The organism is Xenorhabdus griffiniae (assembly GCF_001028135.1).
GTDB lineage: Bacteria > Pseudomonadota > Gammaproteobacteria > Enterobacterales > Enterobacteriaceae > Xenorhabdus > Xenorhabdus bakwenae.
Genome location: NZ_LDNM01000035.1, coordinates 16,260 through 30,765 on the forward strand (window position 1 = coordinate 16,260; position 14,506 = coordinate 30,765).

Sequence of the window (14,506 nt, forward strand, 5' to 3'; positions counted from 1 at the left end):
ATTGATAGATTTTAATAAATCATACCTTAAGGAAATTTAATATGCCTTTAATGATATTGGCCCACCCCAAATATGAACAATCAATTGCGAACAAAACAATTGTTGAAGAATTAAAAAATAGTAGCATTGACCTTGAAATCCGTAATATTTATCAATTAAATCAAAATTACAATATTGATATTAATTCGGAGCAAGAAGCCTTATTAAGGCATGATTTAATCATTTTACAATATCCGATGTACTGGTTTAATATGCCCGCAATTCTTAAAATTTGGTTTGATCAAGTTTTCACATATCAATTCGCTTATGGTTCAAAAGGAAATAAATTAAAAAATAAAAGACTCCTGCCCAGTCTTACGATAGGGCAACCAGAGAAAAACTTCAAACAAGATAACAATCCTTTTCTTATAGATAGCTTTCTTAAATCCATTAAAAAATCAGCAGAATATTCACAAATGAAATATATAGAGCCAGTTATTCTTTATGATATAGCCACTGTTAGTGGACATAGTGAGCACGAAATAAAAGAAAAAGCTAAAACTCATAGTGAAAGTCTACAGAGAGTAATTGAAAACAATATCTATACGCAATTAACGTGAAGATGCAGGTTTTAGGATCTGGAAATTATCAGTCAACCGGGTAATAAGCTCACTGGCTTTTTTTGGCAACGTGACATGAAAAAAATGATGAAGGGTTTCACGGAAGGTTTTGGCATCCGGGAAATAGACGTTATTTCGCACTTGTTCGTTCACGTATTTCCATAATTGCTCAATGGGATTGAGATTCGGGCTATAAGGCGGTAGATAGTGCAACTCAATATTTAACACTTTGGCAAAAAATTGAACGATTTCAGAACGGTGATAACCCGCACCATCCAGAACAAGGTGGATTTTTTGTGAAAGCGGGTAAGTTTTCCGAATTTCGCCGAAAAACAGGACGACATTTTTCGCATTAATCGTCGGATATTCACGAATAGTGGTGTCTTCAATTCGTTGCAAATTGAGGGCACCCATGATGTTAAGCCGGTTGCACGGTACAGGTGAGTATTCTATCAGTGATTTAACCGAACTCTTTTTAGTATCAAGGCTCACGGTTTACCGGACGCTGACCCCTAACAAAGCAGCAAAAGATGACTAATGGAAATTGATTATGAAAGATAAACAACTCAAAAAACTCCGGCAGGAACTTGATACCTTTGTTGCAAAAACGAGGGCGTCCATAGATTTTTATGGTCTCCAAATGATAAAATCTTGCTGTGACATAGCCTTTTGTTCTCTCTGTTTGACGACTTAAAGCTATAAAGGAGCGGCTATGTCATTTCAACTCATCATAAAAGTCGAGCATCGCGTTAAGTGTATGTATAAAAACCCTTGCCAGTTTTGCGCCCTAAATACCCCGCATCAACCATTGTTCTCATCAAGGGGCAAACACGATATTTCGAGTCCTGAAAAATTTGGTAGAGTACGTCAAGAGAATTAACGACAGTATCAATTCCGATCAGATCAGCCGTTTCCAACGGCCCCATTTTATGCCCGAAACAATCCTTGAATATTGCATCGACATCTTTGGGCTGAGCAAGTCCATCCTGGACTGTAAATGCCGCTTCATTCATAAATAAATGAGAAATCCGGTTGGAAACAAAACCGGGACCATCTTTCACCACGACCGCCTGTTTGCATAATATAGTCAGAATTTCCAGACATCGTTCCTGAACAGACTCCGAGGTACTAAAACCAATAATGACCTCAACCGTCGGTTTCAAATAGACTGGGTTCATAAAATGCACTCCAATCACCTGAGACGGCACGCGATGGAACGCCCCCAGTTTTGTGATGGGAATACAGGAGGTATTCGCTGCCAGTACAGCATGAGGAGCGATAAATTCCGCCATGCTCGCATATAGCGCCTGTTTTATTGCAATATTTTCGGTAATGTTTTCTACTACAAATTCCCGATCAGAGATAGCCGATAAATCCTGCGACCAGACGATATTTTGCAGTATCATTTCTGCCGTTTTTCCCTTGGCAAGCGGACTGAACAGCGGCGCATAATCGGCAGTTTCTACGATATTTTCCCTGCTTTTTTCACAGGAAATCGCATCTTTTTCAATAACAACAACATCATGTCCGCGTAAAGCGCAGTCGAAGGCAAGGCTAGAGCCGATATTTCCTCCTCCAACCACAGCTATTTTAAGTTTTGGCATAGTGACTGTTTCTTCTTGTTGTAATGAAATAAGTAATGGAGTGAGTAACGGATTTAGTGATGAAAAAACAGGTTGCAGTCTGATTGACTACAACCTTCATTAAAAAATGAACGGATTATTTCAATTCAGAAAATTTTTTGCGGAGATAACTCAGTTAACTGAATCAGGAGAAATGATTTCCCATTTACCGAACAACGTTAAACCGGCAGCTTTCGCCAGTGCCGCAGAAGCGAGATTATCAAGCTGGCATCTGAACTGAGGTTCATACCCCTGAGCGCAGGCATGTTGACTGATTGCACGTACCACTTTTCGGGCATAGCCTTGACTGCGGAAAGACTCCAGCGTCAGTACGCCCATATCAGCAAGTTGTGAACCATTCCACGGGTACATGCTGGCCGCGCTAACCAGATGGTTTTTCTCATCAAAAGCACCGAATACCGACCAGTGATCCAGTTCAACATAAGCGTTGTCCAGATCCTGCTCCGAAGCCAATGCCTGAAATGCCGAGAAGATTTCACCATCTTGCTCTTCCATCAATTGACGCTGTTTACCTGAATTTTCCTGCAATAATTGGCGCTTTTCTGTTTCTGGAAAATAAAAAATATAGTCAGCACCATGCAAAGTAATATTCGCCTGATTTAATTTCTGGCGAAAAATAGATTCAGACATTTTTTCCTGATGATAAAGCCCGGCTTTTTCAGCCATCTCTGGCGTCAGAACTGCCATTACCCGGCCGTCACTGATTTCCAGTACCATCACGCGATCATTTTGTTCCAGACGGGCATTGGTAATAATAGTAAAAACATCATCCTTATAAAGAATATCTTCACCCAACATCAGGGCCTGCCAGAAATCAGTTATTGTTTTTGAAAATAAAGGCATACTTTTTACTCTCGTGGATTTACTTATATAAAATGAAGAACCCCGCTGTCAGCGACGGGGGATGCGTGCCTATAATACTGCTCAAAAAATCACAAAGCATCACTATTCATTAATACCTTATTTGTGCGTTGCCTATCATTTAGAGCAACGGGAAGAGGAGATATTGCGTTGGTAAATCTGAAAAAATTCCGGTACGGCAATCAGCGGTGATTTAGCAATCCAGCCGTGACCCCGTTGTTTTTTAAAATCAAAATAATCCCGATATTCTGCAGAGGTAATGAAATTATAAGTCAGGGAAATACTGGGGGATAATGTATGCACCTCATGAGCTAACCCTTTAGGGATCAGCATTATCTCCCCCGGCAATAGATCAAACTGCCAAATCCGATCTTGGTTATGCTCAACCCGCTTGTTGCCTTGGTTCATCGGCTTTTGCTTTTCTGCGCGAGGCAAACCTGCTCGCCCTTCAGCAGTGTTTCTGACCACATCCTCCAGCGAAGCTGAAAAAATCCAGCCGGCTTTACGGCCTTCTATCTGGCACAACACCGCATTGGTGCGCATTCCATCAACATGTAAACGAGTGCAGACACCCGGCGCTGAAAAATAGAGTCCCCAATCCTGACTCATCCTTTTATTGGGCTGGAAGATTCCGAATTGAATACAGGGGATCTTATAACCACTTTCAGTCAGGAAATACGGCCTGCGCCAGTGTTCCTGAATACGCTGAAACGCGCGAAAACTGAAGGAGTCGGTTTTTACCCAATGCCCTAATTCCCATGTGAATAACAGGTGTTTAAAAAAAGTGTCATAGGTATATCTCAGGTAGTTGAGATCAGGGTTAATCTGCCCCAGTTCAACCGCAGGCAGTGAAGCGATTTCCTGCAAATAGGTGCGCAGTTCGACAATTTGCTGGGGTTTGAACCCGGTATCCTGTAACTGCACCTGCATCTCACCGAATTCCTGAGAAAAATAATCGAAATTCCAAAGTTGTTTCCCTTTCCAGTCCCTCAGACCGTCAGAAATAATCACAGGCTCTTTTTTCATCAAATAGAGTTCGTGAAATTCGGCCAGCGAGATATCAGAAACTTTCGGCACAGGGCGATATTCTGCTGACTCCAGACGAGCCAGTGCATCAGGGCTTTCCGTTTCCCGCACAATTTTGTTACTGTGACGGTAAATACTCACTTCTTCATGTGCCCACATAGCAAGATCACCGAGTATATTCCAGGCATTACTGAAAAAATTCATTTTTCACTCCCTAAAAATTAAACTCTGAATCAATATCCTGATCGTTCACCTGAGCGAACGATTCCGGCGTATAACCATAAGTAAGGTTCTTAAGCAACTCCTGAATTTCTTCTTCAGGATTAGCAATAACTTCATTCATTAATTCAAAGAAATAACCAAATATCACTCTGGCTGTCTCTTCGCTGAACATCTGCAGGCGAAGCTGAATCAAACAATGAAAAGCATCTTTGGTTTCAGACACTTCCAGTTCCAGATCGAATTTGGCTGCCTCTGACGCCAGTTCAAACCGGGAAAAATCGCTTCCATCATGGATATCCGCACTGCTCAGGCTCAAAGGTAAATAGTTGAACACCACGTCAAACAGGGGATGTTTGCCCTGACGATTCGGCATCTGGCATTCAGTGCTGAGATCATCCAGCAGAGTACTCATCGGATAAGTTTGGTAAGGCACACTTTCAGTCCATTGAGCATTCAGTTGCAGCAGATAATCCGCCACAGGCAAGTCAGCTTCCGGTTCAACTTTCAAGGCCAGCATGTTGACAAGATAACCGACCAGTTCCAGCTCTTCCGGCTGCATACGTCCTGTCACCGGAACCCCCAGCAGGAAAGTATCGGCACGGGCAATTTTTGCTATCAGGACACCAAATATGCCAAGGAAAAAGGTAGAGACAGACAAACCAAGTTCATCACATAACTGCCTGATTTCAGCACTGGTCTGCGAGGTAAGAGCTTGTTTCAGCGTCAGTCCCTGCTCTCTTTCCGTATCGGTATGCCAGCTATATCCTTCCTTCATCGGTAATGATAACGGCGCAGGCAGAGGTAACAGATTGGCAAGCCAATATGCCTTTTCTTTGCGCGTCCTGTCCTCGTTGGCAGACTCCTGCCGGTAACGCCTGTAAGCCGCAAAACTGTACTGCGGTGTCGGTAACGGCAAACCGTGCAACAGGCGCTGAAAATCATCAACCAATATCCCCAGAGAAATGGCATCACAAACAATGTGGTGTACCACGATCAACACCTGATGGTATGGATAAGATACTGAAGCGGTGAGCATCATCGCCCGGACAGGTAAATCAGTATGCAGGTCGAAAGGCTGATTGGCGAATTGCTCCAGACGAACTGCATTCTCTTCTGGTTTCTCGCCTGCTTCGGATACCCATAACCTGACTTCGGATGTGCGCTGAGGCAGCATCATCAGATTGGCACCCTGACGCTGAAACAGGCATTTCAGTACAGGATGCCTGTTAGCGAGCTGTTCCAGTGCCTCCGCAATCACAGCTGCGCTGATCGAGGCGAGACAGCGGAAAGCTGTTGGCATGTTATAACTGCCATCGGCAAACGTGATTTGGTGGATATACAGTAAATCCTGATCAGAACTGGCGACAATTGGCGCGTCCGGATCAACAGAAGGTAGCATTGGCACAGGATTCTGCTGCTCGCTGAGGAACTGCCGTTCAATTTCAAGAATGGTCGGCTGGACGAAGAAATCCTGAATCGCAATCCGTTTGCCGGTTTTTTTATACACTTTTTCTGCCATGACGATAGTTTTTAAACTATCGCCTCCCAACGCCATAAATTTGTCCTCAATACCGATACCATCAATGCCGAGGATCTGGCTCCATATGTCGGCAATTTCCTGCTGCATCTTCTTTCTTAGCGTCAGTGGGTTGTTCAAAATGTACCGTTTCCCAGTTGATGACAACCCAGTGCGTATTCGGTGAATGTGTTTTTTGTAGAAATAAATTTTGTTTCTGCGCCCAGCCATCCAGAAACAGATTGGCGGTTGTATAAGGCGCGTGAGCGATGCCGCCGAAAAATACCGACATAGACGAAGTGACAAAGCAATATTCGACCGGAATATGTGTAAATACGCTGGCAAGCACCGCCGCAACCTGAGCTTTGGGCTTAAGTTGCGCGCTGTAATGTTCAGCATTGAGCTGAATCAGAGGAGAAAACGAGGCGTTCCTTCCTGTTCTTTTGGCAGACGGATCGCTTTCCAGAATGGCAACAACAACCCCGGCATATTTTTGGACAGATTATTGCTTTCTGTTGTGGTAATCACACTGGCAATCTGTGCCCAATTTTTATCCGTAATATATCCGGCACCATGCTCTTCCCGAATAAACGCATATCCGGGAACATCTGTCAGCGGCTGACCTTGGGAAGAAGGAAAAAAGCATTCTGCCGGTTCTTTTACCTGACGGGAAATCCAGCGATTGATATCCGCTACTATCTCAGAGTGTTTATCCGGCGGTACAGTGCTTTGTTGTAGAAACTGTGGGATCAGCGCCAGTTCATCATGTTCCTCCTGCGCCAGATATGTTTTAATCTGCCGCATTAAGGCAAATTTTGACTCTGCCACAAACATCATTCGGCACGGGAAACTCCGCCGTTTACTCAGTGTATGGGACAATGCGGCGAGATCCAGATCAGACAGCTGTACTAACCAGTGAGAGACTGATTCCAGTTGTTGTACCAGTGCCGCCTTGTTTTTCGCAGAAAAAGGGAAAAAACAGGGCTGCGTAATATCAGGAGCGGAAGCCGCAGAAGCAGGAATATACTGCTGCAGCACGATATGCGCGTTCGTACCGCCAATACCAAAGCTGCTGACACCGCCAGTTCTTGGTTTCCCTTGTTCAGATAACCACGGTTCAGCCCGTGTATTGATATAAAACGGTGACTGTTCAAATCCCAGCAACGGGTTAGGCGAGTGGAAATACAATGTCGGCGGGATCACGCCATACCTGACGGCCATAACTGTCTTGATAAATCCGGCAATACCTGCGGCAGAATCCAGATGCCCAATATTCGTTTTGACCGAACCCAACGCGCACTGATTTATCGGTATCGATTGGGAAGCAGAGCGATTTTCATTAAAAATCTCCTGCAATGCCATAAATTCAATACTGTCCCCTAAGGAAGTCGCTGTGCCGTGACATTCAATAAAGCCCAGATCTGCCGCATCCATCTCAGCCATCTGAAAAGCGGTACGGATTACATCCGTCTGCCCTTTGACGCTGGGTGCGGTATAGCCGACTTTCCGGGTTCCATCATTGTTAATCGCGGAACCTTTCAGGATCGCCCAAATAGGGTCGTTATCCGCAATCGCATTTCCGGCACGCCGTAATACCACTGCCGAATACACTGCCGGTTGCATCGGCATCAAAAGCTCTGGTTTTGCCATCTTTTGAGAACAGCATACCGTCCTGCAGCCAGAAATGCCTGCATCTGGCTGCCCGTATGCCCGATAATCAGCGCCCGCCGGATAGCGCTGTGGTTCAGTATTTGCGTATAAGCCGCAGTTAATTCTGCAAATTCTTTCCAGCTGATGGTACTGTCACCCTCAATCACCGCAGGGCGTCCCCCTAATGTCTGGAATGCGGTCAGCAGCAGGGTATCAATAGGCACCGCAGGTGTACTTCGCTGTACAGGCCGGAGCGCTTTTCGTGTCCCGTTCTCAGGTTCAATCAAGTCATTCACCTGCAACACTGCGGGGTTATGATGCATAATCCGTTGAAAAATCGCCTGATAACCGGCGATAAGAGCCGCAATTTGTGTTTCCGTGAAAACATCAGAATGGAATTCCAGAACCAGTCGATAGCCCTGTGCAGTACGGACGACAGAAAGCGTGATCGCTTCTCCGGCTGGTTCCAGTACATTATCCTCGTCCGATATTTCATCGAACTCTTTGGAAAAATCTTCGGCAATATCAATGTAGTTATAGGAAATATTCTGGAGAGGATTACTGCCGAACATTCTTGGGTCACGGTTCAGCAACGCAAAGGTTTCTTCAATGGGGAAAAATAGATGTTCCGTAGTCTGCCACTGCTCATCCGCCAGCTTCCTGACAAACTGGTCAAAATGTTCACCGGATTGATCCAGCCGGAATGCACAGGGCGATAGGGAGACAAACATTCCTACCGTACTCAGCATGAGTTCAGGGCGTAGCGCATTTGCAACGGAAATAGAAAACCGGTTACTGCGCCCTTCACGCGCCACCGTTAGCCCCCATACAGACAGAAATAGTATGGCTGGCGTGATGTTAAATGACTGACAAAGCTGTTTTATTTTTTTCTCACTCTTACTCGGCAATGCCCAGTCTGTGTACTTTATCTGCCCGCCCATCTCGATGGCGCTCCGTCCGGACAGAGCGGAGAATGGATCAAAATCCAGTCCTTCCATGTAATTCTTCCAGAACGTTTCGGCCTGAACCCAGACAGGATGTTGGCGGGCATTGACTTGCGCCATCGCATAACGCCGGTAATTCAGTTCAACCGGCGCCAGCGGCGCATCAGCCAGTAACTGTGCAAATTCGTGCTGGAGAATTTCCAGCGAAGGTTTATCCGTTAGGATATGGTGGATTTGTAACTGCAAACAAGCCTGTTCTGTCTCTGCGTTCTGTACAAAGCCCCTCAGCAGAGGGCCTTCATGCAAATCGAACACCTGCATCTGCCTATTTAGCCACTGGCTCTGGTCATCTGTCAGAATCAGGTCAACGGACAGCGAGGGTAATGTTTCGGCATAGGGGATCCCTTCACTATCGATGCGGTATCGGGTACGCAAAATATCGTGACGATCCACCAACATCTGCAAGGCTTTTTTGACCGCTTCACGCTTACTTTTGCCTGTTTCAGCGTCAGACGTGGCAAATATTCCGGGCGGCAGCGGGATTTTCAGCGGCACAATATTAATGAGCAAATCAGGATACAGGCGGTATTGCGCATAAAGCCGGGCTTCCTGCGTCGATAATGGGCCGCGACCATCCGGTGAAAGCGCAGGCGTCGCATCCAGCAAGCTAAGAAAATCTTCCGGAGCCGCTTTCTTATCAGAAGAACTCTGTGCATCAATCAGTGCCGCCAGTTTTTCAATGGTGTCATGCTGAAAAAACGCCTGCAAAGAAACACTCTGGCTACCGAACTTTTGCTGAACGTCTGCCAGCATTTTTACCGCCCGCAGCGAATGTCCGCCCAGCGAGAAGAAACTTTTATTTACCGCTAGCTCTTCAGTATCCCGCTCTAAATGCCGTTCCCAGCAGGTCGCCAGCCATTTCTGCGTTTCTCCGGCAGGTCGGGCATCGGTAGCCTCTTTTTTCAGCAGCTGCTTCAATACCTGCCGATCCAGTTTGCCGGTGCGGGTCAACGGTAATACGGAAACCAGCGTTATCTGGCCAGGCACCATATAAACCGGTATCCGGCTCAACAAGGCTTCCCTGATATCCTGCTCTGTACTCTGACCGCCATCCATCGGAACGATAAACGCCGCCAGATGAGCATGTCCCCGTTTATCTTCAACGCCAATGACTGCCGCTTCGTAAACCATAGGTAAATCCAATACTTGTCTTTCAATCGCGTCCAGTTCAATGCGGAAACCATTCACTTTGAGCTGGCGGTCACGCCTGCCCAGAATTTCCAGTTTTCCCTGCGCATTCCAGCAGCATAAATCGCCACTGCGATAATATCTCCCTGACAGCCATGCGTTATTCAGGCTGATAAACGTTTTTTCCGTGAGATCCGGTCGGTTGAAATACCCCGAACCCACCCCGATCCCGCCGATCAGTAACTCCCCCACCACACCGATGGGACAAGGCAGCAACGTATCGGGGAATACCACGGCACACTGGCATCCGCCGAAAGGTTTACCGATAGTGACTTTCTGCTCATTGTGTTCAATCGCGGAATAAGTCGTTAAAACGCCGGTTTCACTGGGACCGTAAACATTAAAGAGCTGGTAATTGTTCTTCTTAAACGTTCGCAAACTTTCACCACCGAAATAAAGCTGGTGGAGTGTGGGAATATCCCCCTGCTCCATGATGTCTTCAGCAAATACCGTGGTCGTGAACAGCGCATCAATCCGGTTTTCCCGCAAAAACGCGACACACTTTTTCGCATCCAAACGGGCTTCTTCCGGCACCATAACCAGCACCTGATCTCGTGTTAAAACCTGCACACACTCCAGCACAAAATAATCAAAAATATGATTGGATACAGAGGCAAGGCGTCGGGGAGTTGGATGAAAATTAGCGGAACCGCTCAGAAGATACATTTCGGTGCTGAGGCTGAGTAATGCTTGATGAGTATTGATACAGCCTTTGGGTTTTCCTTCACTACCCGACGTCATCACAATAAACAGAGGATCATCGAGGCTGACAGATTCCCCCTTAAGCAACAGTTCTGCCAGTAACGGTTTCTCCGTTACCGATAATGTTGAAAACGCTGACTGTTCCGGAGCAACAGCAAGGTAATCAGGCAGAATAACCACCTGACAACCATGCTGGCGGAATAAATTCGCCCACTGGCCTGAATGTGTCTGCTCCGTGTTTTGTAACAGCACCGTTCGGGTGCAATGCAGTGCAATCACATCCAGTAACTGCTGCTCCGGCATACTGTCTGATTGCAGGCAGAAAGACTTACCAATGCGCATACAGGCCATTGCCGCCAGTGTGGTTTCCACGCCTTTGGCACCAATAATCAGGATGCAATCCCCCAATGAATCCCAGTGAGGAAACCGGGGTAAGGTCAGTAAATTTTCCGTGTAGTGCGCGAGCTGGATAAAGTTAACCGTCCTTCCATCAACCTCTATAAATACAGTATCTGCTCTGTCACGAATTGACGCCGTTATCGCCTGAGCGACATTCAGATATTGCAATGTCTGCCGCTGTGAAACCGGCGCGGACAAAGCACGTAGCCTCTCCTGATCCGGCTGAGGTATCCAGTTCATTGATGCCAGTAATGCCACTGGTTCAAAGACCATACTGCTCAACAAACAGACCAACCGCTCCATAAGTAACGCAATCAGTTCCGGTGCTATTTTTTGCGGATCAAAGCGGACATGCAGTACGGATTTTTCCGCATTGGCCTGTAACCAGATCGCCAGTACTTCAGACTCTGAATCCATAAATGGAGGCAGTGTTTCCGAATAACCTACTAAAACTTCCGGTAATGTCGGCATCATGGAAGATACCGTTTGCGGTGGCAGATCAGAAACCAGTGCTGCAACTTGTTTCCAGCGGTTCAGCTCTTCGCCAAACAGACGTTTTACCGGTTGTTCCAACGCTGTTTCCGTCAGGTGCCATTTCATCGGAACCCGATATCCGCCCATTATTGACCGGGTATTTCCCGTTATATCACTTTCGCCAACCGCCCATGTCAGACAACCTTCCGGTTCATGGCAATGCAGAAAGGCAAGGTAGTTAACCGCAGCGGAAAACAGGGATAGGCGATGTAATGGTGAAGCCGCAGCCATAATGAAAAGCCGGTTATTCAGTGTTTCCGGCAGGGGCAATGAGGTGATGGCAAACTCGGTATTGATTTCCGGCATCGATTGCGCCAGCACAAAAAAAGGACACCCCTGATATTCGGTGTCTAACTGTTGGCTAATATACTCTTTTATTACCTGTTTTCTGACGTTCAGTGCAATAGGATCATTAATGAACATTTCTTCGTGCCTCACTTATTCAGGGCATTCTGTAAAATTGAACTAAACAAGACTCCCCAGTTTTCCACTTTCTGGGCTGCCCTGAATGAAAATGCTTCCAGATGCACATCAAAACCCGCCGGATGCTCTGCAATCTCACAGGTCAGATCCCAGTGTGATTGCCCGTCTGAAACATGGGAGGTTTCGAGCTGGTAGCAGGAAATACCGCAGATACAACCGTCAAATCCTGCTTTCTGGAAGTAACCGAAAAACGTCGTCGGCATTAATGCCTGACCATGCAGCACTGGATAGCGGCTCTGTAGCTCTTCAGCATCAAACAGATAATGGCGACAGGCTTCACGCACCTCTTGGCTTACGGTGGTAAAATCTTTCTGAGCATTTTTCTCATCATCTGCCTCACCATATAGAGTCACCCGCACGGGAAGCACTGCCATCAAAGGCGCAATCACAGCCTGTTGTTCCAGCCGATCACGACCATGAAAAATAGTGGAAATAAGCTGTTCTGAGGCGGATGGGATAAAAGATGCTGCAGAATGTTCCAGATAAGATTTCAGGCGTAAAAACACCGTCATAAAGAATTCAGGCACACTGATCCTGAAATGCGAAGTGAACGCTTCAATCTGCGCTTTTTGTTCAGCGCCCACCGTGACCAGACAGGAACCCGTAACCATCTCTTTGCTGTCATCAGGACAGGAAGCCAGTTGCCAGCCCTGTAATTTTGTATACCAGAACTCAGCATGTTGCTGGCGCAACGTGGCAAATTCGCTACCGTAGAACAAGGCGGAATAGGCTGCCAGACTAACGTCTGGATCGGCGTTATCTGCGGTAGCCAGTTCATCAAGAATACGCATCAGACCGGAACCATCGATACAGGCGTGGGAGAAATCCAGCAGTAACATCGGGTTTGGTTCCGCCACCAGCCACCGACCACGGACATTCATCCCGTCTTCCAGTGAAAACGGACGGATAAAATCACGTAAATCGTCTTCCAGCGATCCAAGACTCTGACGTTTTTCCAGCCGGAACATAAACCGCTTGGCAGGCTGTATGACGCAGGAATCCTCTGATCAATGCCACGGGCGGATATCAGATAAAATATTCTGTGATGTGGAATAGACGTTATTGGAGAGCGGCTTATGAATGAGCGTGGTGGCTGTATCGGGTACAGAGCTGTTTACCGATCAGCATCTTTTGCAATTCATTGCTGCCTTCGACGATTTGCAGGATCTTGGCATCCCGATAAAGGCGGCTGACACCGTTGATTTCATCGCAACCGTGACCACCGTGGATTTGAACCGCTTTTGCCGCACTCACACCCGCTTCATGGGATGCAAAAAGTTTGGCTTGAAGGATCTGCTCAAGCGCATCTTCATCTTTGGCTTCTTTGGTTTTTGTCGCTGACAGGCAGATAAGTTGGGAGGCAAGCAGACTACCGGACATTTCCGCTAAATAGCCGCGGATAATGCCCTGATCTGCAAGGAATGAACCAAAAGTAGAACGGGAACTGGCTCTATGTACTGACGCAGATAGGGCCGCCTGCTGTATACCTACCGCAGCCCAGGCCACACTGATGCGTCCGTAATCCAGCGCACTGTTAGAAATGAGATTTTGCCCGAAACCGGGTTTCCCGATGATATTAGTTTTCGGAACCCGGCAGTCATTGAAATCTAACATTGCCAGATGAGCACTCCTGAACCCCAGCATGTTTTTCTTAGCTGTGACGGTTAACCCCGGTGTATTTGCGGGAAGCAAAACCGCCGTATCTAATCCCTGATATTTGCCGAAGACCAGAAACAGATCTGCGGATTGAGCAAACGTAATCCAGCTTTTCTGCCCGTGAATACTTAGCTCATCGCTGCAATCTTCAAACTGGGTGGTCAGGTTTTTTGAATCCCCGCCGGCGGAAACCTCCGTCTGGGCAAAAGCACCGATAATTTCACCTTTGACCAGCGGCGTTAAAAAGCGTTGTTGCTGCTCCTGAGTGCCCCAATCCTCAATGGTTTTTAACATCATCGAATGGACATTGAGCAGGCCGGTAAGTGAGCCGCTTCCGGCCCCAATCGCCATATTCAGCAGCCCGAAGGTCGTCGCATCAAATCCCAGACCGCCATGTTCTGTTTTCGCTAATCCGCCTAACCAACCGTTATGTGCCAATTGCTCAAATATCTGTAACCATTCTTGCTGTGCAGATGATAGAAAACGGTTAAACATTTGCTGCCACCTTTTTATCCAGAAAATGACAAACTGCTTCAATACTGGAAAAATTGGCATTATCAAGATCATCAATTTCTACTTTAATCCTGAAGTTTTTTTCCAGAAAAGCAATTAACTGGATAACAGCAAGAGAGTTAACTAGACCGGTATCGAAAATATTAACAGTATCACCTAAATCCTGCTTACCCGAAAGTTTGCAGAAATATTCAGATACCTGATTTTTACGTTCAGATATATTCATAACGACTTCCTTTATCAATTTTCATTTACCTTATCAAGATAATTTTTATTAATTAAATTAAATATAAACGTAATGATTTCCCTATTAATCTTGTTTGTCCCCATATTTATTTATTGGGCTTTTATAACCAATAAACATAGCTACCGCAAAGGCGTGTAATCACCCAAATAAAAACAACAAAATTACACATTCAATTAGACATAAACTTAACTTACATTAACATCTTGGATTCGCATGATAAGTGCAATTTCTGAAAAAGGCGGTCAGTTGCTATAGTAGGCATC

12 protein-coding genes and 1 pseudogene are annotated in these 14,506 nt (G+C 46.2%); 2 read left to right on the top strand and 11 right to left on the bottom strand.

Annotated elements, in window-relative coordinates:
• Positions 1-41: 41 nt before the first annotated feature.
• A complete protein-coding gene (locus AAY47_RS09190) occupies positions 42-599 on the top strand; it encodes an NAD(P)H-dependent oxidoreductase (protein ID WP_047769098.1) in 558 nt (185 codons plus the stop codon).
• Here the strand turns inward: AAY47_RS09190 and AAY47_RS09195 are convergent.
• Positions 591-1,025, bottom strand: a pseudogene (locus AAY47_RS09195) (IS630 family transposase); the annotation flags it as partial. The gene AAY47_RS09190 and the pseudogene AAY47_RS09195 overlap by 9 nt on opposite strands.
• On the opposite strand from AAY47_RS09195, the gene AAY47_RS23045 reads away from it, so the two are divergent.
• Positions 1,012-1,137 (top strand): hypothetical protein, encoded by a 126-nt coding sequence (locus AAY47_RS23045; RefSeq protein WP_255334689.1) that lies wholly within the window; start codon positions 1,012-1,014, stop codon positions 1,135-1,137. The pseudogene AAY47_RS09195 and the gene AAY47_RS23045 overlap by 14 nt on opposite strands.
• A gap of 211 nt (positions 1,138-1,348) precedes the next feature.
• Here AAY47_RS23045 and AAY47_RS09200 read toward each other — a convergent pair whose 3' ends face one another.
• From AAY47_RS09200 to AAY47_RS09245, 10 genes are all read right to left on the bottom strand, one after another.
• Complete coding sequence (locus AAY47_RS09200) at positions 1,349-2,203, bottom strand: 3-hydroxyacyl-CoA dehydrogenase family protein (protein ID WP_047769099.1); 855 nt, start codon at positions 2,201-2,203, stop codon at positions 1,349-1,351.
• 150 nt (positions 2,204-2,353) lie between these two features.
• The gene (locus tag AAY47_RS09205; RefSeq protein ID WP_047769101.1) at positions 2,354-3,085 is read right to left on the bottom strand and encodes a GNAT family N-acetyltransferase; all 732 of its coding nucleotides are present in this window, start codon (positions 3,083-3,085) and stop codon (positions 2,354-2,356) included.
• A gap of 135 nt (positions 3,086-3,220) precedes the next feature.
• On the bottom strand, positions 3,221-4,333 hold the full coding sequence (locus tag AAY47_RS09210) for a cupin-like domain-containing protein (protein ID WP_047769103.1): 1,113 nt from the start codon (positions 4,331-4,333) through the stop codon (positions 3,221-3,223).
• A 10-nt stretch (positions 4,334-4,343) separates the two neighbouring features.
• A complete protein-coding gene (locus tag AAY47_RS22390) occupies positions 4,344-5,978 on the bottom strand; it encodes a condensation domain-containing protein (RefSeq protein ID WP_047769105.1) in 1,635 nt (544 codons plus the stop codon).
• Positions 5,932-6,336 (bottom strand): KR domain-containing protein, encoded by a 405-nt coding sequence (locus AAY47_RS22395; protein WP_200904272.1) that lies wholly within the window; start codon positions 6,334-6,336, stop codon positions 5,932-5,934. Before AAY47_RS22395 ends, AAY47_RS22390 begins: the two co-directional genes overlap by 47 nt.
• Positions 6,276-7,517, bottom strand: a complete 1,242-nt coding sequence (locus tag AAY47_RS22400) for a ketoacyl-synthetase C-terminal extension domain-containing protein (RefSeq protein ID WP_053460650.1) — start codon at positions 7,515-7,517, stop codon at positions 6,276-6,278. The genes AAY47_RS22395 and AAY47_RS22400 overlap by 61 nt, the downstream gene beginning before the upstream one ends.
• Complete coding sequence (locus AAY47_RS09230) at positions 7,496-11,767, bottom strand: AMP-binding protein (protein WP_053014241.1); 4,272 nt, start codon at positions 11,765-11,767, stop codon at positions 7,496-7,498. Before AAY47_RS09230 ends, AAY47_RS22400 begins: the two co-directional genes overlap by 22 nt.
• An 11-nt stretch (positions 11,768-11,778) precedes the next feature.
• A complete protein-coding gene (locus AAY47_RS09235) occupies positions 11,779-12,795 on the bottom strand; it encodes a hypothetical protein (protein WP_047769111.1) in 1,017 nt (338 codons plus the stop codon).
• Between the two features lie 106 nt (positions 12,796-12,901).
• A complete protein-coding gene (locus AAY47_RS09240) occupies positions 12,902-13,978 on the bottom strand; it encodes an acyl-CoA dehydrogenase family protein (RefSeq protein WP_047769114.1) in 1,077 nt (358 codons plus the stop codon).
• Positions 13,971-14,222 (bottom strand): acyl carrier protein, encoded by a 252-nt coding sequence (locus AAY47_RS09245; protein ID WP_053014242.1) that lies wholly within the window; start codon positions 14,220-14,222, stop codon positions 13,971-13,973. The genes AAY47_RS09240 and AAY47_RS09245 overlap by 8 nt, the downstream gene beginning before the upstream one ends.
• Positions 14,223-14,506 lie beyond the last annotated feature (284 nt).

Excerpts from the sequence above, each read along its gene's own strand:
- AAY47_RS09245 (WP_053014242.1), bottom strand. The coding sequence starts at position 14,222 with ATGAATATATCTGAACGTAAAAATCAGGTATCTGAATATTTCTGCAAA.
- AAY47_RS09235 (WP_047769111.1), bottom strand. The coding sequence starts at position 12,795 with ATGTTCCGGCTGGAAAAACGTCAGAGTCTTGGATCGCTGGAAGACGAT.
- AAY47_RS09210 (WP_047769103.1), bottom strand. The coding sequence starts at position 4,333 with ATGAATTTTTTCAGTAATGCCTGGAATATACTCGGTGATCTTGCTATG.
- AAY47_RS22400 (WP_053460650.1), bottom strand. The coding sequence starts at position 7,517 with ATGGCAAAACCAGAGCTTTTGATGCCGATGCAACCGGCAGTGTATTCG.
- AAY47_RS09240 (WP_047769114.1), bottom strand. The coding sequence starts at position 13,978 with ATGTTTAACCGTTTTCTATCATCTGCACAGCAAGAATGGTTACAGATA.
- AAY47_RS23045 (WP_255334689.1), top strand. The coding sequence starts at position 1,012 with ATGATGTTAAGCCGGTTGCACGGTACAGGTGAGTATTCTATCAGTGAT.
- AAY47_RS09230 (WP_053014241.1), bottom strand. The coding sequence starts at position 11,767 with ATGTTCATTAATGATCCTATTGCACTGAACGTCAGAAAACAGGTAATA.
- AAY47_RS09205 (WP_047769101.1), bottom strand. The coding sequence starts at position 3,085 with ATGCCTTTATTTTCAAAAACAATAACTGATTTCTGGCAGGCCCTGATG.
- AAY47_RS22390 (WP_047769105.1), bottom strand. The coding sequence starts at position 5,978 with ATGCAGCAGGAAATTGCCGACATATGGAGCCAGATCCTCGGCATTGAT.
- AAY47_RS09190 (WP_047769098.1), top strand. The coding sequence starts at position 42 with ATGCCTTTAATGATATTGGCCCACCCCAAATATGAACAATCAATTGCG.
- AAY47_RS09200 (WP_047769099.1), bottom strand. The coding sequence starts at position 2,203 with ATGCCAAAACTTAAAATAGCTGTGGTTGGAGGAGGAAATATCGGCTCT.